The following is a 22035-nucleotide window of genomic DNA, read 5'->3' on the forward strand; positions in this document are numbered from 1 at the left end:
ATGCCGCGGTCGGCGATCCAGAGCCCCCGCTCCGTTCTCGCCGTAGCCGTCACCGTCCGGGAATCCGAGAGCCCTTGAAGAGGATCCCGAGGCGATGAGGCAGGTTGTGCACCCCTCCGTTATCAGGCGGACATCGCGTGCAGTTCGCGCGACATCGCATCGAGCGAGAGCTCGGGGTCGGTGAGGTCGAGTCCGCCGGTCGAGCCCGCGGCCTGCATGAGGCGGGCCAACAGCGGCCGCTGGAGCGTGACCGACGTCTCGACGACGAAGCGGATCGGAATGGACGCGTGGATCCACAGCGTCTCGGTGCGGTCGGCGCCGGTCTGCACCGTGAGCGCGAACGGCTCGTTGCGCCGCAGCTTGGTCACGGTGGCGGCGCGAAGGTGGGCGAGCAGCTCGTCGTCGATCTCGATCGGGTCGGCGAGGTTCGCGTAGGTGAGGGTTCCCATGTTCTTCTCCTCGTGGCAGAAAACCTGGACGAGGATAGTTTACTAGTTTAACTAGTTAAATCAAATCGATCAGGGAAGGTCGCCGAGTTCGTCGGTGAGACGGCGCAGGAAGCGGGAGATCACCGCGGCCTCCTCCGGGGAGAACTCCTCCTCCAGGGCGGCGACCCGCTGGGTGAGCTCATCCCCGTGACCGTGCAGATCACGGAGCGAAGGACGGAGAACTTTGGACCGGGCATCCAGGGGGTGCGGGGCGACGACGATCTGCCCCCGCTCGGACATCCGTCGCACGACACTCGTGACGGCGGCCGTGCTGATGCCGAGGTACGTGGCGAGATCGCGGGGAGTGACCGGCTTCTCGACCGGCGCCGTGCTGATGAAGTGCATCGCCGCGCGGTCGGTATCGTTGGGCTCGCGGCGGGCGGCGAGACGGCGGTTCAGCTGCGCGTCGGCGCGACGGAAATCGTCGACATCGCGCGCGAGCGCCGAGGTCGTGACGTCGGTACTGATGTTCCCCATGCAGAGATCCTCCTTCCCCGCTTCCCATGGTACCTCGACTGCCTGACAGTAAGGCTGACTAGCGATATTCGGGGGCGACCAGGACTTCCGGAGATGCGAAGATGGAAGCCTGCCCCCGAAAGGATGCCATGCCGGAGCGACTGAGTCTCGAGGAGGCGTCGTACATCCGCTACGCCGATCTGCTCGCCCGTCTGGAGGAACTCTTCCCCTCCGTCTCGCGACGCCGGATCGAGCAGATCATCAGCGCCGAGACCGACGCGATCACGGGTGGGCTCCTGCGCATCGTCCCCGCAGAGGTCGAGACCGGCGCGATGGAGATGCTCGAGCGGGAGGCCGGTTCCAGCGACGAAGGAGAGGTCGCGTGACCGACAGCACCGGCGAGTTCCACGCCTCCGGGTACTGGTACCCCGACAGCGAGCGCGCCACCACGGTCGACGTGCTCAACATGCTGCGGCGCTACCGCAGCGCCGAGACGGCGATGCGCGCCCGCACGCGCGCGTCCATGGGGATGAACGAGACCGACCTCGTCGCCCTCCGGTTCCTGCTGCGCGAGCAGAAGGCGGGACGCATCGTGCGCCCGATCGATCTGGCCCGCACGCTGGACATCTCCACGGCGTCGACGACCACACTCATCGACCGGCTGGAGAAGGGCGGGCACGCGCGCCGCGAACCCCACCCCACCGACCGTCGCGCCGGCATCGTCGTGCCGACCGTGAGCAGCGACGACGAGGTGCGGGCGACGCTCGGGGCGATGCACCGCCGGATGCTCTCCCTCGTGGACGACCTCTCCGACGACGAGCGCGTGGTCGTGATGCGGTTCCTCGTCGGGATGACCGCCGCGATCCAGGAGGCCGCCGAGGCGGACGCCGTGCACAGCGGCGCCGACCTCGTGGACGAGCCGGCCTAGTCCGACGCGTTCCGCGGGCGCCGCTTGTCCAGGAAGCCTGCGAGCAGCACCGCCACGAGCGCCGCGACCGGCGCCACCACGAGTCCTGCGCGAAGGCTCTGCGTCTCCGCCAGCCATCCGACGAACGGCGGCGACAGCAGGAAGCCGAGCCGGAGCAGCCAGGACACCACGGTGAGCCCGACACCGGGCCGCAGCCCCGGGAGCTCATCGGCGGCATGCATCGCGGCGGGGATGAGGGTGGCGATGCCGAAGCCGACAGCCGCGAACCCGAGGATCGTGCCGGGCACGCTCGGGAACAGCAGAGCGAGGGTCATCCCGAGGGCGGCGATGAGGCCGCCGACCCGCGCCACCCAGCGCTGTCCGAAGCGGTCGGTCATCGGATCGCCGAGCAGACGCCCGACGAACTGCGCGCCGACGAGGGCGATGAACCCGAGCGGCGCGACGGCCGCCGCGGCCCCGAGGGAGTCGCCGAGGTAGAGCGTGGCCCACGAGTTGCCGGCGTCTTCGGCGATGGCGCCGGCCATCGCGATGAGGGTCAGGGCGATCACGGCCACCACCGTCCGCGCCGGGATGCCGCGACGGACAGCGCCGGAGATCTCCTCCGGTTCCGCCACGGCGTCCTCCTCCGTCTCGTCGTCGCGGTCGGGCAGGCAGAAGCGGAGGGCGACGAGGGCGACCGTGGCGAACACCGCGGTCGAGATCCCCAGGTGGACGGCGAGCGGGAGCTGCAGCGCGATCGCGCCCGCCGCCATCACTCCGCCGAGCACCGCGCCGATGGACCAGATGGCGTGGAAGGAGTTGATGATGGAGCGCCCGTACCGCCGTTGCACGCGCAGGCCGTGGGCGTTCTGCGCGACATCGGTGATGGCGTCGGAGGCACCGCCGACGAAGAGCGCGATCGCGAAGAGGACGCCGGTCGGGGACAGCGCCGCCGACAGCAGACCGAGGCTCGTGAGGACGGTGCCGATGACCGCGATGCGCGCCGACCCGAAGCGACGGATCAGCGTGGCCGCCAGGAGTCCGGCCGCGATCGCGCCGGCGGGGAAGGCGGCGAGCGCGAGACCGTAGCCGAGGTTGTCGAGGCCGAGGGCGGCCTTGATCTCGGGGTACCGCGGCAGGATGTTCGCGAACAGGGCGCCGTTCGTGAGGAACAGCGCCGAGACGGCGATGCGCGCCCGACGGGTGGCGACGTCCGCGGGCGCTCGTCGAATCGATTCGATTGAAGTCACGGATACGACCGTACCGTGTCTCCGGGGTGCTCGCGAGCGTGTCGTGACGGCGCGATGCTGGGGGCGCAAGCCCGTTCCGCGTGTCGGCCCCGGGATCTACGCTCGGAGCATGAGCGAGCTCACCCAGCCCACCGGTCGCGAGGACGCCCTGCGGGCGATCCCGCGCGGCGATGGCTCCGCGCCGCGCGCGCTCGTGCTTGGAGCCACCGGCTACATCGGCGGCCGCCTGACACCGCGCCTGCTGAACGCCGGCTACCGGGTCCGGGTCCTCGCGCGAGATGCCGCTCGTGCCGCCTCCTTCGGCTGGGGCGAGGAGTGCGAGATCTTCGAGGGGTCCGCCGACGACGAGCACGCCGTGGCCTCCGCGATGGACGACGTCGATGTCGTGTACTACCTCATCCACTCCATGTCGGCCGGCAAGGGCTTCGAGGAGAGCGACGAGCGCGCGGCGACCACCGTCGCCACCGCTGCCGCGCGCGCCGGGGTCCGGCGGATCGTCTACCTCGGCGGCCTGCACCCGGACGACGTGAAGCTCTCCCCGCACCTCCGCTCCCGGGTCCACGTCGGGGAGATCTTCCTGGAGTCCGGGGTGCCCACCCTCGTCCTGCAGGCGGGCGTGGTGATCGGCTCCGGCTCGGCGTCCTTCGAGATGATCCGGCACCTCACCGACGTGCTGCCGTACATGCCGGCGCCGAAGTGGGTGCGCAACCGGATCCAGCCGATCGCCGTCCGCGACGTGCTGCACTATCTACTCGGCGCGGCGCGGGTCGACGCGGGTGTCAATCGCGCCGTCGACATCGGCGGACCGGATGTGCTGCGCTACGGGCAGATGATGAACGGGTACGCGGTGGAGGCCGGACTGCGGCAGCGCGCCATCGCGGCCCTTCCGGTGCTGACGCCGGAGCTCGCGTCGCACTGGGTGAACCTCGTCACGCCGGTGCCGCGCTCCATCGCCCGGCCCCTGGTGGCCTCGCTGCAGAACGAGTGCATCATGAAGGATCACGCCGTCGACGCACTCATCCCGCGGCCCGACGGCGGCCTCACGCCGTACCGCCGCTCCGTGGCGCTGGCCCTCGGACGGGTGGACGCGGACGCCGTGGAGACGAGCTGGCAGGATGCCGAGGTGTCCGGAGCGCCGAGCGACCCGCTGCCGAGCGACCCCGACTGGGCGGGACGGACCGTGTTCACGGACAAACGCTCCGTGGCGACCCGCGCGTCCGTCGCCGAGCTGTGGCGCGTCATCCTCGGGATCGGCGGGGAGAACGGGTGGTACTCGTCGCCGCTGCTCTGGGCGGTGCGGGGGCTCATGGACCGCGTGGTCGGCGGCGTGGGCCTCAGCCGCGGACGCCGCAGCCGCACCGCCGCCCGGGTGGGCGATGCGATCGACTTCTGGCGCGTGGAGGCGGTGGAGCAGACCGAGGAAGGCCATCTGCTGCGGCTCCGCGCGGAGATGAAGGTGCCGGGCGAGGCCTGGCTCGAACTGCGCGCGGTGCCCGACGGCGAGGGCGCCCGCTACGAGCAGCGCGCCGTGTTCTTCCCCCGCGGCCTCCTCGGCCGGCTGTACTGGCTCGCCGTGCTGCCCTTCCACGGACTCATCTTCTCCGGCATGGCCGCACGGATCACCGCGGCCGCCGAGTCAGGCGATCACGCCGGTTCAGGCGCCTTCCGCGCGGAAGTGCCTGACCCGGCGTGAGCGCCTGAGCTCCCGCGCTCAGTCCTTGTCGGCGGGGGCGTCCATCGCGGCCTCGACGGCGGCGTCCACCTCGGCCGGCGGGATGATGTCGATCGCCTCGGTCGCGGCCTCGTACACCTCGGCGAGCGTGTCGTCGACGGTATCCTCGTCGATCCAGGCGAGGTCGTCCTCCGAGTGGTCGTACTCGACGGGCACGAGGGCGAAGTCGTCGCCGTACTCCTCGAGCCCGGCCATGACGCTGTGCCGGACGGCGGCGCGAGCATACCGGTCGCGCAGGATCAGCGGATCGCGCCGCAGATCCTTCATGAACGCGATCATCATGAAGGCCATGATGATCGCGAACGGCAGCGCCGCGATGATCGTCGCGTTCTGCAGCGACTGCAGTCCGCTGCCCTCGGCCCCGCTGACCAGCAGCACGGCGGCGATCACCCCCACGAGCACACCCCAGACGACGGCGACCCAGCGCGACGGCTCCGGGCGGCCCTGCTGCGACAGCGTGCCCATGACGAGCGAGGCGGAGTCGGCGCCGGTGATGAAGAAGATCGCGATGAGGATGATCAGGACGATGCTGGTCACGAGCGGGAACGGGAGGTTCTCCAGTACCCCGAACAGCACTTCCTCCGGCGGGTCGACCACGAGGCCCGCGCCGTCCATCTGCTGCTGGATGGCCGTGGTGCCGAAGATCGCGAACCACACGAGCGAGATCGCGGAGGGCACCACGATGACGACCGACACGAACTGACGGAGCGTGCGGCCGCGCGAGATCTTCGCGATGAACATCCCGACGAAGGGCGACCACGAGATCCACCACGCCCAGTAGAAGATCGTCCAGCTCGACAGGAAGGCCTGCGCGGCCTCACCCTGCGAGGCGGAGCGGCCGATCATGGTCGGCAGGTCACCGAGGAACTGGACCGCGACCGACGGGATGACATTGAGGATCAGCAGCGTCGGACCGACGAAGAAGACGAAGAACGCCAGCAGGATGGCGACGACGGCGTTGATGTTCGACAGCGCGCGGATGCCCTTGGAGACGCCCGACACGGCGGAGGCGATGAAGCACGCCGTGAGCACGGCGATGACCGCGATGAGGATGCCGTTGCCGAGGGGTCCGGCTCCGCTGATGATCTCGACGCCGTGGCCGATCTGCAGCGCCCCGAGGCCGAGCGAGGCGGCCGTGCCGAACAGCGTCACGATGATGGAGAAGATGTCGATCGTGCGGCCGACCGGACCCGTCGTGCGGTTCTCGCCCAGCAGCGGGGCGAAGATCGACGAGATCAGCGGCGTACGACCGCGGCGGTAGGCGCCGTAGGCGATGGCTCCACCGACGAGCGCGTAGAACGCCCAGGCCTGCGGGCCCCAGTGGTACAGCACCTGGGTCTGCGCGGTGTGCATGGCCTCGAGGGTGTTCGCCTCGACGGTGCCGGGCGGCGGGTTCTCGAAGAACGTCAGCGGCTCGGCGGCGCCCCAGAACACCAGGCCGATGCCCATGCCCGCCGCGAAGAGCATCGAGATCCACGAGAACATCGAGAACTCGGGCTCCTCGTCGTCGCGGCCGAGGGGGATGCGCCCGTACTTGCTGAACCCGACGAACAGCATGAAGACGAGGATGATCGTGGCGATCGTCGTGAAGAAGAAGCCGAAGTACTCGACCACCCAGGCCAGCACCGTGCTGGTCGTGCCGGCGAGGTTGTCCCCCGCGAACACGCCCCAGGCGATGAAGGCGAGGGCGAACGCGGCGGCGACGCCGAAGACCAGCGGGTCCGTGCGGTAGGTGCGCCCCGTCTCCTCGACCGAGACCCCGGGGACGAGCGCCGGGTGCACGCTGCGCGGCGGGACCGTCGTGATGTCGCGGACGATCTTGCGCGCGGCCTCGGAGGCCTTCGCGGCCTGGCGGTGCGTCCCGGTCACGACGGCGTCGGTGCGCGGACGGGTCGATCCTGCGGAGCGTTCGGTGGGCTTCTCGTCAGGCGTGTCCATGAGAGACCATCTTTCCACCTGCGCGGGCTCAGGCGAACGCGGGACAGCAGGCGTTCTCCCGCGGGAGTGCCTGATCCCGCGCGTTCGCCTGTTCTGGCGGGGCTGTCGAGTGGGGTCAGCGGGGGCGGCGGCGACCCAGGAAGAGGGCGCCCAGCAGCGGCAGCACCGACACCCACAGCAGGGTGATACCCAGCGGGGGCAGCGGACCGACGAGCAGCGCCCCACCCACGAGCATCGCCGCGAACAGGACCCCGGAGGCGATCCGTCGCGCGATGCCCTCCAGCCGGTCGAGCCGCCGCTCCAGTCGGGAGGTGTCGAAGGACACATTGCCGTCGTCGACGCGGGTGATGATGTCGTCGATGCGCTTCGGGAGCCGCCAGGTCGTGGCCGCGTTCGCCATCGCCTGTTCCGCCATGTCCTGCATGAGGGTGCCGGACTCGTCCCGGAGCAGCCGCGCGGCATACGGCTCGGCCGCGTCCCACACGTTGAACGCCGGGTTCAGGGCGCTGCACATGCCGGAGGTGAGGGACACGGCCCGGATGAGGAGCAGCATGTCCTCGGGGAGCTGCAGCGGGAGCCGGCGCACCATGTCGCCGAACTCCTCGGCGAAGTCGGTGAACTCCCGCGGGTCCACGCGGCTCAGCTCCGCGAAGCCCATCCCCCCGAAGCGCGCGAAGAGGGCCGTCAGCGCCCGCTCCAGCTCGCCGGTGTCGGCGGTCGGCAGGAGCACGCCGATCTCCTTCGCGGCGCGGACCAGGCCCCGGCTGTCCCGCGCGGTCACCGCGATGAGCAGCGTCCGCAGTCCCTGCCGGAGGTTGTCGGAGACCTCGGCCATCATGCCGAAGTCGATGAACGTGAGCCGGAAGCCCCCCTGAGCTCCTGAGCCGCCCTGGGCCCCTGAGCCGCCCTGGGCTCCTGAGCCGCTCTGGGCTCCTGAGCCGCCCTGGGTCCCTGAGCTCGTCGAAGGGACCGGCGTGACGAAGATGTTGCCGGGGTGCGGGTCGGCATGCACGAACCGGTGCGTGAAGACCTGGTCGAACATGACCTCGGCGAAGGCATCCGCGACCGCGGAGGGGTCGATGCCTGCCGCTCGGAGAGCCGCGGTGTCGTTGATCTTGATCGCGGTCACGTCGGACAGTGTGAGCACCCGTCGGGTCGTACGCTCCCAGACGATCTCGGGGGCGGCCACACGCGGGTCGTCGGCGAAGTTCTCGCGGAACCGCTCGGCGCTGCGGGCCTCGTGGAGGTAGTCGATCTCCTCGAGGCTCGTCACGGCGAACTCCTCGACGAGGGCGGGGGCGTCCACCCGGTCGGCGACGATCCGGACCCGGGTCAACCACCGCGCGACCCGGCGGAGGGCGGCGAGGTCGACGGCGACGATCTCGTCGATGCCAGGGCGCTGCACCTTGACCACGACCTCGTCGAGCCCGGTGTCCTCGGCATCGAGCGACGAGAGGCGGGCGCGGTGCACCTGGCCGAGGGATGCGGCCGCAACCGGGGTGTCGTCGAACCAGGTGTACACACGCTCGAGCGGCATGCCCAGCTCGGCCTCCGCGAGCGCCCGGATCTGCGGCGTGGGCACGGCCGGGACCTCGTCCTGCAGCCCCTCCAGCTCCGCCGTGATCTCGGGCGGCAGCACGTCGAGGCGCGAGGACATGAACTGCCCGACCTTGATCATGAGGCCGCCGAGATCGACGGCGAGCGCATGGAACCGCCGCGCGAACCGCTGCATGCGACGGGCGCGGGTACGCTCGGCGACACCACGCAGCCCGAACCGCGGAAGGACGAGCTCGAACCACCAGATCGCCACGAACTCACGGCTCGCGAAGGACAGGATGCGGCGGTACCGGGCTCGGTGAGGACCCTGTGCCGCCGCTGCCGTCATCGCGTCATCCTTCCGCCGTTCCGCGCCGGACGCCGCACGACGCGGTCAGTCCTGGGCGAGGATCGTGTACAGCCTACGGCGGGCCTCGTCGAGCACCTCGATGGCCTGCTGCACCTGCTCCGGCGAGCCGCTGCGCCCGACCTGCGCGGCCGCGGCGGCGAGGTCGACCCCGGCCTTGGGCAGGGCGCTGTAGCGGGCGTCGCGGCTGCGGTCCTTGTCGGAGGACGGCACCCACGGCGGGGTCTCGGTGCTCTCCGCGGCGACGGCACGGCCGGCCTCGGTGAGGGCGTAGGTCTTGCGGCCGTTCCGCTCCTCGGCCTCGATCAGGCCCTCGTCGGCGAGGAGCTGGAGCGTCGGGTAGACGGAACCGGCGCTCGGCTTCCAGGTGCCGCCGCTGCGCTCGGCGATCTCGTTGATGATCTGGTAGCCGTGCATCGGTCGCTCAACGAGGAGCGAGAGGACGGCGGCGCGCACGTCGCCGCGGGCCATGCGGGATCCGCCGGAGGGGCGCGACTCGAACGACTTGCGCAGCTGGTCCATCGCCTCGAACAGCGCTCCGGCCGGACCCTGCGAGCCGCCGAAGAGATTGCCGAGGCCGCCGACGAAATCGCCGCTGTTGCTGCCGTTGCTGTTTCCGCCGAATGGGGTGGAGGGGAATGCGTTGTTCATGATGACCTCCCAGTCGTGAACGATACTCAACGATATATCGTTAACGCTGAATGCGGGGTGGGAATCCGGACTCAGACCGGTGCCAGCACCGCAGCCCCGGTGACGGTCGCATCGACCCCGAGCTCCGCGGATCGCACCCGGGCCGTCGACGGGCCCGGCATCGCCGCCGCGCGGTAGGCGCGGGCGACCTCGGCGAGATAGCGCTCCCCGATGGCCGCCACACCGCCGCCGACCGCGATCACCTCGACGTCGAGAAGCGCCTGCGCCCCGGCCAGCGCGCGACCGAGGAACCGCGCCCCCTCCGCGATCACCTCCTCGGCGACCGCGTCACCGGCGCGAGCGGCCGCGTCCACCTCCCGCAGCGTGAGCGCCGTGCCCGTGCGCTCCCGGTACGTCTGCTCCAGCCCGGGGCCGGAGGCGACGGCTTCGACGTGTCCGACTCCTCCGCAGCCGCAGCGACGCCCGGCCAGCTCCGGAGGGAGGACCAGTTCGGTGTGCCCGACCGACCCCGCCGTGCCGGTCACGCCCGCGCGGAGACCGTCCGGGAGCACGACGGCTCCGCCGATGCCGGTGCCGACGGTGACCATCAACAGCCCGCACGCTCCCCGACCCGCCCCTGCCGCGGCCTCCGCGACCGCCGCCGCGTGCACGTCGTTCACGACCGCCACCGGCACATCGAGGGCGTGGATGAGCGCCGCGCGCAGCGGGAAGCCCGCCCAGCCGCTGATCGCATCGGTCGCCGAGGTGATGCCGCCGTCCTGATCGACGACCCCGGCGGTGCCCACACCGACCGCCGCGACCCGCTCCGCACCGCGGACCATGTCGATCGCATCGACGACCGCCCGCACGATGGCCTCGCCGCCCTCCCTGGCCGGAGTGGACAGGGTGCGCACGGCGGTGACGCGACGGCGCCCGCCGTCCGGCTCCTGCCGGAACCCGGCGACGGCGATCTTCGTGCCGCCGATGTCGACCCCGACGATCACGCCCGCTCCGTGGCGGCCGGCGTCGCGGCGACGAAGCGGCGGGTGAGGGCGATGGGATCGGTGATCGCCCCACCCACGACGACGGCGAAGGCTCCGGCATCGAAGGCCGCTCGTACCTGCGCAGGGGTCTGGTAGCGCCCCTCGGCGATGGCCGGGATCCCCGCGGCGGCGAGCGCGGCCACGAGGTCGAGGTCCGGTTCGTCCTGGCGCGGCGAGTGCGGGGTGTAGCCGGACAGGGTCGTGCCGACGACCGCTGCCCCCGCCGCCCATGCGCGCTCGCCCTCCGCGACCGTCGACACGTCGGCCATCACCGGTCGCCCCGTCGCCGCGGCGATCTCCCCGATGAGCCGGAAGTCCGTGCCGAGCTGCTCCGTCGTGGCGTCCACCGCGATGATGTCGGCTCCAGCTTCTGCGAGTCCCGTGGCGAGCGCGAGCTCCGGGGTGATGACGTTGCGGACGCCGTTCCAGATCTTGTGGAGTCCGATGATCGGCACGTCGGTGACCGGACGCACCCGGCGGATGTCCTCCGGCCCGTTGAGCCGCAGACCGCTCGCGCCGCCGAGGAGCGCAGACTCGGCGAGCGCACCGATGACGTGGGTGTCCCTGGCGGGGGCGCCCGTGGACGCCTGGACCGAGGCGACGAGCCGGCCGCGGAGGAGAGCGAGGGAATCGTGGGTCACTTGAGGGCTCCTGCACTGGCGCCGCCGATGAAGAACTTCTGACCGAGGAGGAAGATCGCCACGGCCGGGAGCGTGAACATCACGCACGCGGCCATGAGCGGCCCCCAGGCCACGTCGTTCTCCCCGAAGAAGGCGTACAGACCGATCGACAGCGTGTACGTCGACTGGTCGTTGAGGTAGATGAGGGGATTTAGGAAGTCGGTCCACGCCCAGACGAACTGGAAGATCGCGGCGGTCACGATGGCCGGACGCGCCAGGGGAAGGACGATCGTCGCGTAGGTGCGGAACTCCGAGGCGCCGTCGAGACGGGCGGCCTCGATGAGCTCGTCCGGTACCGCGAGGAGGAACTGCCGGATCATGAAGATGAAGAACGGCGTGCCCAGGAACGCGGGGACGATGAGCGGGAGGTAGGTGTTCGTCGCCTCCAGCCCGTTCCACACGAGGAACAGCGGGATCAGCGTGACCTGCGGCGGCAGCATCATCGTGGCGAGCACGAGGATCAGGAGCGGCCGGGCACCGCGCCACTTCACCTTCGCGAGGGCGTAGGCGACGAGCGGACACGAGATGACCGTGCCGAGGATGCTCATGCCCGAGACGAAGAGCGTGTTGGCGAGGTAGCGCCACACCGGGATCTGCGCGAACGCCTCGGCGAAGTTGGCCGTGGTCCACTCGGCGGGCAGCAGGGTGGGCGGCGAGGAGAACACGTCGCCGGGCGTCTTGAACGCCGTCGACAGCATCACCAGCAACGGGAACAGGAACAGCAGCGCGAGCAGCGTCACCGCGATCTGCTGCCGGACGCGGCGGAGCGTGCGGCGGGTGCGACGGGGGCGGCGTACCGGAGCGGAGATGTCAGCGTGCGCCATCGTGGACCCACTTCCTCGAGGTCGCGAGCACGATGAGGCTCACGACGAGCGTGACGATGAACAGCGTCCACGCCATGGCGGAGGCGTAGCCCATCTTCAGGAACACGAAGGCGTTCTGGTACAGGTACATCGCGTACGAGAGCATCGACTGCCCCGGGCCCGACCCCGCCTGATTCAGGCGCTCCTGCGACAGGATGTAGGGCTGCGTGAAGATCTGCAGGAACCCGATGATGCTCACGATCACCTGGAACAGGGTGACCGGGGAGACCGTGGGCCAGGTGACGTTCGTGAAGCGACGCCACGCCCCCGCGCCGTCGAGCTCGGCCGCCTCGTACAGCTCCTTCGGCACCTCCTGCAGGGCGGCGAGGTAGATGATCATGGTGCCGCCCACGGTCCACAGCGACATGAGGATGATGGCGGGCTTCGTCCACTCCGGCTGCTGCAGCCAGGCCGGTCCCTCGATGCCGAACCACGAGAGGAAGTGGTTGATGAAGCCGTACTGGGCGTTCGGGAGCCAGCGCCACAGGTAGCCGCCGACGACGACCGGCACGATCGACGGGAGATACACGAGCGCGCGATACAGCGGCTGGCCCCGCACCGGGGTGTTCAGCAGGTGCGCACCGGCCAGGGCGATGCCGATCGCGAGCGGTACGCCGAACACTGTGAGCACGGCCGTGTTGGCGAGGGACTTCCAGAACACCCCGTCGGCGAACAGCTGGGTGTAGTTGTCCAGTCCCACCCACTCGGGCGCCTGGAACAGGTTGAAGTCGGTGAAGCTGTAGTACGCCGACGCCGCGATCGGATAGGCGAACAGGAACAGGAAGCCGACGATGAACGGCGACGCGAAAGCCAGGCCGATCATCGTGGTCCGGCGGCTGCGGCGCCGCCGGACGGGAGCGCCGGGTCCGGCAGGAGCGTTCTCCTGCCGGACCCGGGGTGCTGTTGCCGTGGTCACGAGGACCGGCTCACTTCGAGGTGTAGGAGGCCATGCGCTCCTCGACGGTCGCGATCGCCTCCTCCGGGGTGGCGGTCAGCCGCACGACCTCGTCGAACGCGGTCGCGAGGTCCGTCGCGTACTCGGCGCTGTACGGACGGCTGGCCAGGGACTTCGCGTTCGGGGAGGACGCGGCCTCCGCCCAGACACCGAAGTCCTGCAGCTCGTCGAACGCGGCGCTGCCGGCGAGGGAGGAGCGGCCCGGGAGGTTGCCGAGGGCGACGGCGAACTTCTCCATGGGCTCGTCGCTCACGAGGTAGGCGAGGAAGGTGGCCGCCTCCTCCTTGTGCTTCGAGTTCGCGGGGATGAACAGGGTGCTCGCCGTGACCTGCGTGCTGTTCTCCAGGTCCGGCGAGGCGGCGGGGATCGCGGTCACGCCCCACTCGAAGTCGGGGGCGATCTTGGCGGCGCTGGCCGACCGCCACTCGCCGTCGATGATCATGGCGACCTGGCCGCTGAAGAACGGGTCCTGTGCGGAGAGGTACTCGCCCTGTCCGGATACGAACGTGGCCATGGCATCGGCGCCGACCGGTTCGATCACGTTGTCCTGGTACCACTGCAGGGCCTCGAGGTTCCCGTCCTCCGCGGGGGTCGGGCCGTCCTCGCCGTCCCAGCTGCCGCCGAACGCGTAGCCGAGGGTCGTGAGGGTGGTGCTGTCGTTCGCCGAGCCGAGACCGAGCTGCGTGATCTTGCCGGAGGCGTCCTTCTTGGTGAGCTTCGGGATGGCGGCGGCGAGCTCGTCCATCGTCGTCGGCGGGGTGACCCCGGCCTCCTCCAGCAGCTGCGGGTTGTAGAGGAGCTGGAAGCTGTGGATCGCGATCGGCAGCGAGTAGATCGTGCCGTCGTAGGTCATCTGCTCCATGGCGCTCGGGACGAAGTCGTCGACGTCGATGTCCTCGGCGGCGATCGCGTCGTCGAGCGGCGCGAGGATGCCCTTCGAAGCCCAGGCGCCGACGGTGTTGCCGAAGTTGTCGGAGATGTCGAAGGAGCCGTTCGACGACGACATCGACGTGAGCTGCTTCTGGGTGTCGGGGCTGGAGACGCCCTTGACGACGATGTCGTCCTGGCTGGCGTTGAAGTCGGCGATGATCGCCTCCAGCGCCTTCGCCTCCTCCCCGCCCCACAGGTACGAGAACGTGATCTCGGTGGGGCCGTCCGCGTCGCCGCCGCCGCCGGCGCAGCCGCTCAGGGCGACGATCGTCGCCGTGCCCAGCGCCCCGGCGACCAGGACGCGTCGGCGCATGTTGTGCTTCACGTGCATGGGGATTCTCCGCTCATCGTTGACCGTGCAAAGGATTGGAATAGACCAATTAAGAACCACTGAGAGGAGACATTGACACAAACCGGCGTGATCGTCAATATTGGGTTAGTCCAAACGAGGGGGAATCATGTCGGCGATCGAGGGCGTCACGAAGCACGAACGCGTGCGGCGGCATCTGGAGCAGGTCATCGACCAGGGCCTCGCACCCCACGAGAAGCTGCCCACGGAGCGCGAGCTCGCGGAGTCGCTCGAGGTGAACCGGCAGACCGTGCGTCGCGCCCTCGACGAGCTCGAACGGGACGGACTGGTGTATCGGCTGCAGGGGGCGGGCACGTTCGTGAGCGCCTCGCGGATCAGCAAGGCCTTCGAGCTGACCTCGTTCTCGGAGGACATGCTCGCCCGGAACATGCGACCGGGCTCCCTCTCCGTCGACGTCGGCACCGCGGCGGCCGGGCAGACCGCAGGGTACGCCCTGAACCTCAGCCCGCAGTCCCCCGTCGTGCGGATCCGCCGCGTCCGGACCGCCGACGACATCCCGATCTGCCTGGAGGTGTGCTCGATCGCGGCCGACGCCGTGCCGGGCCTGGAGGACGGCATCGTGGGCGACTCGCTCTACGACGACCTGCGCACCCGGTTCGGCATCACCGCCGTGCGCGCCGACCAGGAGATCCATGCGGTCGTGCTCGACGAGGAGCAGGCCGCCGCGCTGCAGACGCCGCCGTTCTCCCCCGCGTTCCTCGTGAAGCGCACAACCTATGACGCCCGCAGCCGCCCGATCGAGTACGCCGAGTCGGTGTACCGCGGCGACCGCTACTCGTACCTCGTCTCCATCGCCCGCCCCTGATCCCCGACGACTCCCGACCTGCGATCCCCTTCACCGACGAAAGGCTCCTCGTGTCCGACCCGACCCTCCGCCCGCGCATCGCGTTGCTCCCCCTCGACGATCGGCCGGTGAACGTCAAGCTCCCGGGCGACGTCGCGGCCGTCGCCGGAGTGATCCTCGACGTCCCGCCCGCCGAGATCCTCCCCTCGTACCGGACCGCGGGCGACGCCGACGCGTTGGGCGGGTGGCTGCGGGAGCGGGCGGCCGACCCCGCGACGGTGCACCTGGTCGTCTCGGTGGACATGCTCCTCTACGGCGGTCTGATCGCGAGCCGCACGAGCGACGACACCACCCGCGACGTGCTGGCGCGCCTCGACGTGCTGCGCGAGGTGCGGCGGCTGCGGCCCGACCTGCCGATCTCAGCGGTGTCGCTCGTGACCCGGGCGAGCAACTCGTACTCCGCCGCCGAGGAGCCGACCTACTGGACGGAGCACGGCAAGGAGATCCACGCACTCGGCGGCGACGCGCACCGACTGCTCGGCGAGATCGAGGTGCTGCCGCTGGACGACCTGACTCCGGTGCCCGCCGAGGTCGTCTCCGACTACTCGTCTCGACGGCTGCGCAACCACATCGTGAACCTCTCCACGCTGGGACTCCTGGAGGACGAGACCCTCGACTTCCTGGCGATCACCGCCGACGACACCGCTCCCTTCGCGGCGGGCAGCGCGGAGCAGGTGTGGCTCCGGCACTGGATGCGGATGCTGCCGTCGGGCCGTCGCGTGCTGATGTACCCCGGTGCCGACGAGGTGGGCGCAGCGCTCGTCGCCCGGGCCCTGGCGGCGAACGCCGGGGTGACCGCCTCGTTCTCGGTCGCCTGCGCGGACGCCGACGGCATGGAGCGCGTCCCGCCCTACGAGAACATGTCGCTCGCAGCGTCGGCGAGCCGGCAGATCCGCGCGGCCGGCGCCGAGGAGGTCGCCACCGGAGGCGACGTCACCCTCGTGCTGCACGCCCCCGACCCCGACCGGCACGACATGTTCCGCGGGCGGCCCGAGGTCGTCGATGCGGACGCCGTCGCGGGGACGGTCGCTCTCGTGCGGGAGCGTCTGGACGCCGGGGAGCACGTCGCCCTGGCGGATGTGCGGTACCCGAACGGCGCGGACGAGGCGCTCGTACGCGCGCTCGCCGAGGCCGGAGTGCTCGACCGCCTGGAGGCGTTCGGTGGGTGGAACACCGCCGGGAACACGCTCGGCAGCGTCGTCGCGGTGGCCGCCGCCGGCGTCGTCGGTCGGGCCTCGGGCTCCTTCGACGACCGCGCCGCGCGGATCGCCCTGCTGACCCGCCTGCTCGACGACTTCGCCTACCAGGCCGTGGTGCGCACGGATGCGGGGCCGTCCCTCTTCCCTGACATCTATCCGATGGCCGACGATGCGCAGGTGGCGACGGCCGAGCGGGTCATCCGCGCCGAGCTGACGGGCCTGCTGGAGTCGATGCTGCCCGCCGACGACGTGCGGATCGAGGAGCTGACCCTCCCCTGGCGGCGCTCGTTCGAGATCGGTCTCACCCTGCGCTGACTCCTCCGCGGCACCGGCATACACCCGCGACCGCCGCGAGCCTGGCGCGCTCCACAGGAAGGGATGGTTGGCTGGAACCTCCGGCGGGGGAGATTCGAGCCGGGTACGACCACAGGGGGGACGGCGTCCATGAGCAGTACGACCGGGCACGAGGCGGCGGGCAGCCGAGTGCGGGTGAGTGTGGTGGTGCCGGTGTTCCGGCCGAAGGCGTCGTTCGACGACCTCATCGCCTCGCTCGACGCCCAGACGCTGGACCGGGAGGCCTTCGAGGTCCTGCTCTGCGACGACGGCTCCGGGGAGGAGACGGCCGCGCGGCTGGAGAGCATCGCGAAGGATCGCCCTCATGTACGCGTGCTGTCGCTGCCGCACTCCGGCTGGCCCGGTACTCCGCGCAACCGCGGCGTCGAGGAGGCCAGAGGGACGTACGTGCAGTTCGTGGACCAGGACGACTGGCTGTACCCGCGCGCACTCGAGCGGCTGTGCGACTACGCCGATGAGCACGGGTCGGACGTCGTGGTCGGCAAGGAGGTGGGCATCGGACGGAAGCTGCCCGCCAAGATCTTCCAGCGCGACATCCCGCACGCGGTGCTCGGCGAGGACCCGATCCTGGAGATGCTGACGCCGCACAAGATGTTCCGGACGGCGTTCCTCCGCGAGCACGGCATCCGCTTCCCTGATGGCAAGGTGCGACTCGAGGACCACCTGTTCGTGATGCAGGCGTACTTCGCCGCCGACACGATCTCGGTGCTCGCCAGCGAGCCCTGCTACGCGTGGGTGAAGGAGCCCGGGAGTGCGAGCTCGTCGCGCATCGACCCCGAGTCGTACTTCCCGCACCTGGAGACCGTGCTCGATGTCGTCGAGGCGAACACGGAGCCCGGGAAGGTGCGCGACCGGCTGCTGCGGCACTGGTTCCGCGGCAAGATCCTCAACCGGATCGCCGCACGACGGATGGTGAAGTACCCGACGGAGTACCGCGACCGCCTGCTGGACGTGGTGGTGCCGCTCGCGCAGCGTCGATTCGGCCCCGGCGTGGATGCGGGGCTGTCGTTCCCGCAGCGCATCCGGGCGGCTCTGCTGCGCGCCGACCGCCGGGATGACCTGCTCGCCTTCGCCGCGTTCGAGGCGGACACGACCTGCACGGCCACCGTGACCGCGGCGCGCTGGTCGCGCGGCGGGTTGCAGCTCACCGTGCGCGTCCGTCTGCTCCGGGACGGCGAGGAAGCGTTCGTGTTCGAGACCGTCGGTTCCGCCGACCGGCTGGTCTCCCTGCCCCCGTCGGCGACCGAAGACCTTCCCTCCGGGGTGCTCAACGCCCGCAAGGAGCGTCGCGCTGACCGCGTCGACCTCGTCGCGCGGGATACGCCGACCCCCGGACAGGCGCCGGAGTCGACGGCAGGCTCGGAGCGCAAGATCGGCGGCCGACGCCCGAAGCGCCTCGACGCGGTGCCGATCGCCCTGGACCCGATGAAGGCGTTCCGTGAGGACGGCGCTCGCGACGCCGACCTCACCGTCGCCGTCCGCTACGCCGGGTGGATGTTCACCGCCCCGCTGACAGCGGCGCCCGACGTGACGGCACACCTCGGCAGGTCCCCGCTTCTCGCGGGCCGTCGGGTCGAGCTCGCACGGAACGAGGACGGCAGCCTGCGGCTGCGCCGCGAGTGGCCGGGCGGCGCCTGGCGCGACGCCCTCGCACGAGCCGCCCGCCGCGTCCGCTCCCGACTTCGCCGCTGACAGACCGAGCGTCGCGCGCCCCCTCCCTTCGGGCGCCGACCAGCTGTGACCCCGACACCCACCACCGCGAGCAGGCGCGGCCCACTCACGCTGCGACATCGAAGCGCGCCCGTCCGCCCAGCCGCGGTGTGCGCTGAGGGTCGACCCACCGCGGCGGAAGGAACCACGGTCGGCCGGTCACGCCGGAACCCTCGATCACGATCTCCCACCCGTTGTCGTGGATACGGTGGTGGCAGGTCTCGCAGAGCAGGATCCCGTTCGAGAGATCGGTCGGACCTCGATCTCGCTGCCACCAGCGGAGGTGGTGAGCCTTCGTCATCCCGGGCGGGAGCCCGCACATGGCGCACCCGCCATCCCGCTCGGCGAGGGCCAGTCGTTGGGCTCGGGTGAAGAGGCGCTTCTCGCGGCCCCAGTCCAGAACCTCGCTCGCACCGCCGAGGACGCAGGGGATGACGCCCCCGCTGGCCGCCATCCGCCGCGCGGCGCCGATGTCGATCACCTGGTCGAGCCCGTCGACCGTCGCCGACCCGGTTCCCGCCTGCAGATCGTCCAGCGATACCCGAACGATCACCGTCGCCCCGGCGAGCGGCACCCGATCGCCCTCGCACCCGAGCGCGTGCGCGCAGAAGAGGGACAGCGCATCGGCCTGGATCATCGCGACGGAGCGCCGATCCGCGTCGGGCGACTCCGCATCGGGGGCTTCGAGGCGGGCGGCGAACACGGCAGACACGTGCCCGCGGATCGCGGTGACGACCGGCGCAGCGGACTCGGCATCGAGCTGCGCGTGCAGATGCACCATGCCGTCACGTTCGAAGATGCGCAGTCCGCGCCGACCGCGCTGTTCCTCCGCCCGCGGCGCTACGCCGTCGGGGTCGAGCCACGCTTCGGCGCGGAGGACGAGCTTGCGCACCGCATCAAGCTCGAGCCCTTCGGCTGCGGCGGTCAGCACGCGTTCCGCCTCGGCGATGCGCTCCGCACCGGCGGCCACGCGGCAGCGATCGAGGAGAGCGACGAGGAGACCGATCGCCGGCGCTCCGAGCACACCCGACGCGAGTGCTTCCCGGAGGAGCGGATACCGCGCGGGCAGCGGTGCGCCGAGCAGATCGCTCCGCGGCGCGGTCGCCTCTCCGACCTTCACCAGGCGCTGCGCCCCCGCCGTCGAGATGCCCGTCGTCGCGGCGATGAGCTTCGCCGCCGTGCGGAACCCGCGTTGCTTCGCCAAGCTGTCGGCCCCGAGCTCCGCGCGCGACTCCCGGGCGATGCCGGCGGCCACGTCGACGTGGATCGCATCGAGCCGGCGCTGCAGAAGTCCGGTCGCGTCGGCCACCTCGACGAGCTGCACGCGGGAGAGCTCGGCGACATCGCCCGCGGCGCCCCACGCCTCGTCGAGGCGATCCATCGCCTCGCGCAGTCCGGACGTTTTCGACATGCTTCATTCTATCTCGCCAGGCCTCGACTTTCGTAGTTATGTTCGAATGCATGCCGGCATTCTGCAGCTGTTCCCGCCCGCCCCTGCGCTCCCGAAAACGAGCCAGGGCGGCAGGCGGGCATCCGCGCCCCCGCGCACAGGCGACGGCTCCTCTCGGGCGTCTCCCCTATGGATCGCGAGGCGAACTGACGCCGATTCGGCGAGGTCGACGGGGCGCATCCTCGCCGATGCCCACGCGGCGGGAAAGATCACGGGCCGTGTCGATCGGTCCGACGATCGCGCGTGCGCATCAGCACGCGACGAACACCACACGTCCCGAGCAGGACAGCGGCGGCGGGATCAAATCACAGCAACCCGCCCAGTCAGGAGGGTGAGACGCCCGGGTGGAACGAGTCTAGAACGGCAGGTCGCGAGACCCCGGTGGGGCGATGAGGATGCCCGTGATCTTGCCGAAGCCGTTGTAGGCAACGCGGCCGATCCACTCTCCGGCCTCGTGGTGCAGGGTCACCTGCACGATCGCTCCGTTACTCAGGTGCCGGTTGGCGAGCGTGCTCAGCGGCGTGCTGCCGTCCGCCGTCTGTACCGTCGAATCGACGCAGGCTTCGAGGCGGCCGGTGTCACTGCGGATCTGGTCCCACACGCTCATCAGTTTGCGCTTGGTCAGCGCGCGACCGCAGGCGTACGTCATGTGTGCTCGCACCGCCTCGTAGTCGCCGGCATCCAGGTGTGCGAATACCGCGCTCGTGCGATCCGAGAGGTCTGTCACCGGCGCTGCCATCATCCCTGCCTCACCCTTGGTGCCGAATCGCTTGAACGCTGCTTGTCGGCTCACGCCGAGCGTGGCGCCGATCTCTTGCCACGAGACGCCATACGAGCGCGCGGTGGAGACCGACTCCTGCAATCGCTCACGCGAACGCCGGACCAACTCGTCGGCCTGACGGATCATCAGGACCTCATCGCCCGAGCGAGACGGCGCTTCTCCTCCGCCAGCGTCGACGAGGGAGGCGAGGTCGGCAAGCGACAAGCCGCTGGTCGATGATCCGTCCATGAAGCGAGCCTATGGACCTGACTGGCGAGCGTCAACTAAAGGATGACATTCACGAGTCCCACTCGTTCACCTCGTCGCATCCTCGCGTTCACGCCGCGCGCCTATCTTGAGTGCGGACGCGCGACCGCGCTCACGAAACCAGACAATCTTTGTGCCTTCACCACAAGAACCGGTAGTGTCGCATCGACACACCTCGAAGGCGAGAAAGGGACGAACATGGCCGACAGGCAGCAGAGGCGCTGGGCGCTCATCGGAATGACGGCCGCGGCGGCGATCGCGCTCAGCGGATGCACCGCGAGCGGCCACGGAGACGCGGGCGACGGCGGCAGCGACGGCGGCTCCGGGGACACCCTCATCGTCTACACGAACTCGAACAGCGACGGCCGCGGTGAGTGGATCACCGAGAAGGCGGCGGACGCGGGCATCGACATCGAGATCGTGGGCCTCGGCGGCGCCGACCTGACGAACCGCATCATCGCGGAGAAGAACAACCCGGTCGGCGACGTGGTCTTCGGCCTGAACAACATGTTCTTCGAGCAGCTCAAGACCGAGGAAGCCATCACGGCCTACGAACCGAGCTGGAGCGGCGAGGTCCCCGCGGACGCCGGCGACCCGAAGGACGGCGCGTTCTGGCCGCTCGTGGAGCAGGCGATCGTCACGGTCTACGACGAGAACCGCATCAGCGACGCTCCGGCGGACCCGGACGACCTGTACACCGACGAGGAGTTCGCCGGCCGTTACGAGGTCAACCCCGCGCTCGGCCAGGCCACCCCGCAGCTCGTGCTCGCCAGCATGCTCACCCGTCACCTCGACGAGGACGGCGACCTCGGCGTGAGCGACGAGGGCTGGGACCTGGTGAAGTCGTACTATGCCAACGGCTCCCCCGCTGTGGAGGGCACCGACCTCTACGCCCGCATCACCCGCGACGAGGTGGACTACGGCGTGCTGCCGTCGAGCGGCATCTCCGCCCGCGACGAGGAGTACGGCACCAGCACGGGCATGATCGTTCCCGAGTACGGCGTCCCCTACGTGACCGAGCAGATCGCCCAGATCAACGGCACGGACAACGAGGAGAAGGCCCAGGAATTTATCGACTGGTTCGGCAGCGCCGAGGTCCAGGGCGAGTTCGCTGCGGAGTTCAACGCCATGCCCGTGAACGAGGGCGCGGTCGAGAAGGCCAACCCCGAGGTCGTCGAGCTCATGGGCACGCTCGACCGTCAGGACATCGACTTCGGCTTCGTGAGCGAGAACCTCGGCGCCTGGGTCGAGAAGGTCACGCTCGAGTACATCGGCTGACCCGCGCAGTCCCGCACCGGCAGAGAGA

The 22035-nt window shown here is 70.3% G+C and carries 20 protein-coding genes; 7 read left to right on the forward strand and 13 right to left on the reverse strand.

Annotation, left to right across the window (positions count from 1 at the left end; all coding sequences use genetic code 11):
- Nucleotides 1–122: 122 nt before the first annotated feature.
- Nucleotides 123–449 (reverse strand): DUF7882 family protein, encoded by a 327-nt coding sequence (locus AB0N68_RS04835; RefSeq protein WP_187663007.1) that lies wholly within the window; start codon nucleotides 447–449, stop codon nucleotides 123–125.
- Between the two features lie 69 nt (nucleotides 450–518).
- Nucleotides 519–965, reverse strand: coding sequence for a MarR family winged helix-turn-helix transcriptional regulator (locus AB0N68_RS04840; RefSeq protein WP_187663006.1), 447 nt, complete (start codon nucleotides 963–965; stop codon nucleotides 519–521).
- 128 nt (nucleotides 966–1093) lie between these two features.
- Between AB0N68_RS04840 and AB0N68_RS04845 the strand changes: the two genes are divergently transcribed.
- Together AB0N68_RS04845 and AB0N68_RS04850 are read left to right on the forward strand one after the other, a co-directional pair.
- Entirely contained in the window at nucleotides 1094–1330 is a 237-nt protein-coding gene (locus AB0N68_RS04845) for a hypothetical protein (RefSeq protein ID WP_187663005.1), read from the forward strand.
- On the forward strand, nucleotides 1327–1872 hold the full coding sequence (locus AB0N68_RS04850) for a MarR family winged helix-turn-helix transcriptional regulator (protein WP_232089158.1): 546 nt from the start codon (nucleotides 1327–1329) through the stop codon (nucleotides 1870–1872). Before AB0N68_RS04845 ends, AB0N68_RS04850 begins: the two co-directional genes overlap by 4 nt.
- Here AB0N68_RS04850 and AB0N68_RS04855 read toward each other — a convergent pair.
- Nucleotides 1869–3092 carry an MFS transporter gene (locus AB0N68_RS04855; RefSeq protein WP_292793515.1) on the reverse strand — a complete coding sequence of 408 codons (1224 nt, stop codon included), beginning with the start codon at nucleotides 3090–3092 and terminating at the stop codon, nucleotides 1869–1871. The genes AB0N68_RS04850 and AB0N68_RS04855 overlap by 4 nt on opposite strands.
- Nucleotides 3093–3210: 118 nt before the next feature.
- Here AB0N68_RS04855 and AB0N68_RS04860 point away from each other — a divergent pair, with 118 nt between their 5' ends.
- Nucleotides 3211–4794 carry an SDR family oxidoreductase gene (locus AB0N68_RS04860; protein WP_292793487.1) on the forward strand — a complete coding sequence of 528 codons (1584 nt, stop codon included), beginning with the start codon at nucleotides 3211–3213 and terminating at the stop codon, nucleotides 4792–4794.
- Between the two features lie 18 nt (nucleotides 4795–4812).
- Here the strand turns inward: AB0N68_RS04860 and AB0N68_RS04865 are convergent, their stop codons facing one another.
- The 8 genes from AB0N68_RS04865 to AB0N68_RS04900 all read right to left on the reverse strand — a co-directional run bounded on the left by AB0N68_RS04865 (nucleotide 4813) and on the right by AB0N68_RS04900 (nucleotide 14088).
- Nucleotides 4813–6771 (reverse strand): BCCT family transporter, encoded by a 1959-nt coding sequence (locus tag AB0N68_RS04865; protein WP_292793490.1) that lies wholly within the window; start codon nucleotides 6769–6771, stop codon nucleotides 4813–4815.
- Nucleotides 6772–6886: 115 nt separating this feature from the next.
- Entirely contained in the window at nucleotides 6887–8656 is a 1770-nt protein-coding gene (locus tag AB0N68_RS04870) for an ABC1 kinase family protein (protein ID WP_292793493.1), read from the reverse strand.
- 45 nt (nucleotides 8657–8701) lie between these two features.
- On the reverse strand, nucleotides 8702–9325 hold the full coding sequence (locus AB0N68_RS04875) for a PadR family transcriptional regulator (RefSeq protein WP_292793495.1): 624 nt from the start codon (nucleotides 9323–9325) through the stop codon (nucleotides 8702–8704).
- 71 nt (nucleotides 9326–9396) lie between these two features.
- Nucleotides 9397–10308 carry an ROK family protein gene (locus AB0N68_RS04880; RefSeq protein WP_292793498.1) on the reverse strand — a complete coding sequence of 304 codons (912 nt, stop codon included), beginning with the start codon at nucleotides 10306–10308 and terminating at the stop codon, nucleotides 9397–9399.
- Entirely contained in the window at nucleotides 10305–10988 is a 684-nt protein-coding gene (locus tag AB0N68_RS04885) for an N-acetylmannosamine-6-phosphate 2-epimerase (protein WP_292793500.1), read from the reverse strand. The genes AB0N68_RS04880 and AB0N68_RS04885 overlap by 4 nt, the downstream gene beginning before the upstream one ends.
- Nucleotides 10985–11851: a carbohydrate ABC transporter permease gene (locus tag AB0N68_RS04890; RefSeq protein WP_085604539.1), complete on the reverse strand. Its 867-nt coding sequence runs from the start codon at nucleotides 11849–11851 to the stop codon at nucleotides 10985–10987. Before AB0N68_RS04890 ends, AB0N68_RS04885 begins: the two co-directional genes overlap by 4 nt.
- Nucleotides 11838–12806: a carbohydrate ABC transporter permease gene (locus AB0N68_RS04895; RefSeq protein ID WP_363332233.1), complete on the reverse strand. Its 969-nt coding sequence runs from the start codon at nucleotides 12804–12806 to the stop codon at nucleotides 11838–11840. The genes AB0N68_RS04890 and AB0N68_RS04895 overlap by 14 nt, the downstream gene beginning before the upstream one ends.
- Before the next feature lie 10 nt (nucleotides 12807–12816).
- Nucleotides 12817–14088, reverse strand: coding sequence for an ABC transporter substrate-binding protein (locus tag AB0N68_RS04900; RefSeq protein WP_363332235.1), 1272 nt, complete (start codon nucleotides 14086–14088; stop codon nucleotides 12817–12819).
- Nucleotides 14089–14233: 145 nt separating this feature from the next.
- Between AB0N68_RS04900 and AB0N68_RS04905 the strand changes: the two genes are divergently transcribed.
- The 3 genes from AB0N68_RS04905 to AB0N68_RS04915 all read left to right on the forward strand — a co-directional run bounded on the left by AB0N68_RS04905 (nucleotide 14234) and on the right by AB0N68_RS04915 (nucleotide 18234).
- Nucleotides 14234–14950, forward strand: a complete 717-nt coding sequence (locus tag AB0N68_RS04905) for a GntR family transcriptional regulator (RefSeq protein ID WP_259951856.1) — start codon at nucleotides 14234–14236, stop codon at nucleotides 14948–14950.
- 50 nt (nucleotides 14951–15000) lie between these two features.
- Complete coding sequence (locus AB0N68_RS04910) at nucleotides 15001–16503, forward strand: DUF4127 family protein (RefSeq protein WP_292793509.1); 1503 nt, start codon at nucleotides 15001–15003, stop codon at nucleotides 16501–16503.
- A gap of 129 nt (nucleotides 16504–16632) precedes the next feature.
- Nucleotides 16633–18234, forward strand: coding sequence for a glycosyltransferase family 2 protein (locus AB0N68_RS04915; protein ID WP_313366509.1), 1602 nt, complete (start codon nucleotides 16633–16635; stop codon nucleotides 18232–18234).
- A gap of 85 nt (nucleotides 18235–18319) precedes the next feature.
- Here AB0N68_RS04915 and AB0N68_RS04920 read toward each other — a convergent pair whose 3' ends face one another.
- Both AB0N68_RS04920 and AB0N68_RS04925 read right to left on the reverse strand, forming a co-directional pair.
- Nucleotides 18320–19663: an HNH endonuclease signature motif containing protein gene (locus tag AB0N68_RS04920; protein WP_313366508.1), complete on the reverse strand. Its 1344-nt coding sequence runs from the start codon at nucleotides 19661–19663 to the stop codon at nucleotides 18320–18322.
- Nucleotides 19664–20057: 394 nt separating this feature from the next.
- Nucleotides 20058–20711: a hypothetical protein gene (locus tag AB0N68_RS04925; protein ID WP_313366507.1), complete on the reverse strand. Its 654-nt coding sequence runs from the start codon at nucleotides 20709–20711 to the stop codon at nucleotides 20058–20060.
- Nucleotides 20712–20927: 216 nt separating this feature from the next.
- On the opposite strand from AB0N68_RS04925, the gene AB0N68_RS04930 reads away from it, so the two are divergent.
- Nucleotides 20928–22007, forward strand: a complete 1080-nt coding sequence (locus AB0N68_RS04930) for an extracellular solute-binding protein (RefSeq protein ID WP_363332238.1) — start codon at nucleotides 20928–20930, stop codon at nucleotides 22005–22007.
- The last annotated feature ends 28 nt before the right edge of the window (nucleotides 22008–22035 follow it).

Source organism: Microbacterium meiriae (assembly GCF_040685015.1).
Taxonomy (GTDB): Bacteria; Actinomycetota; Actinomycetes; order Actinomycetales; family Microbacteriaceae; genus Microbacterium; species Microbacterium meiriae.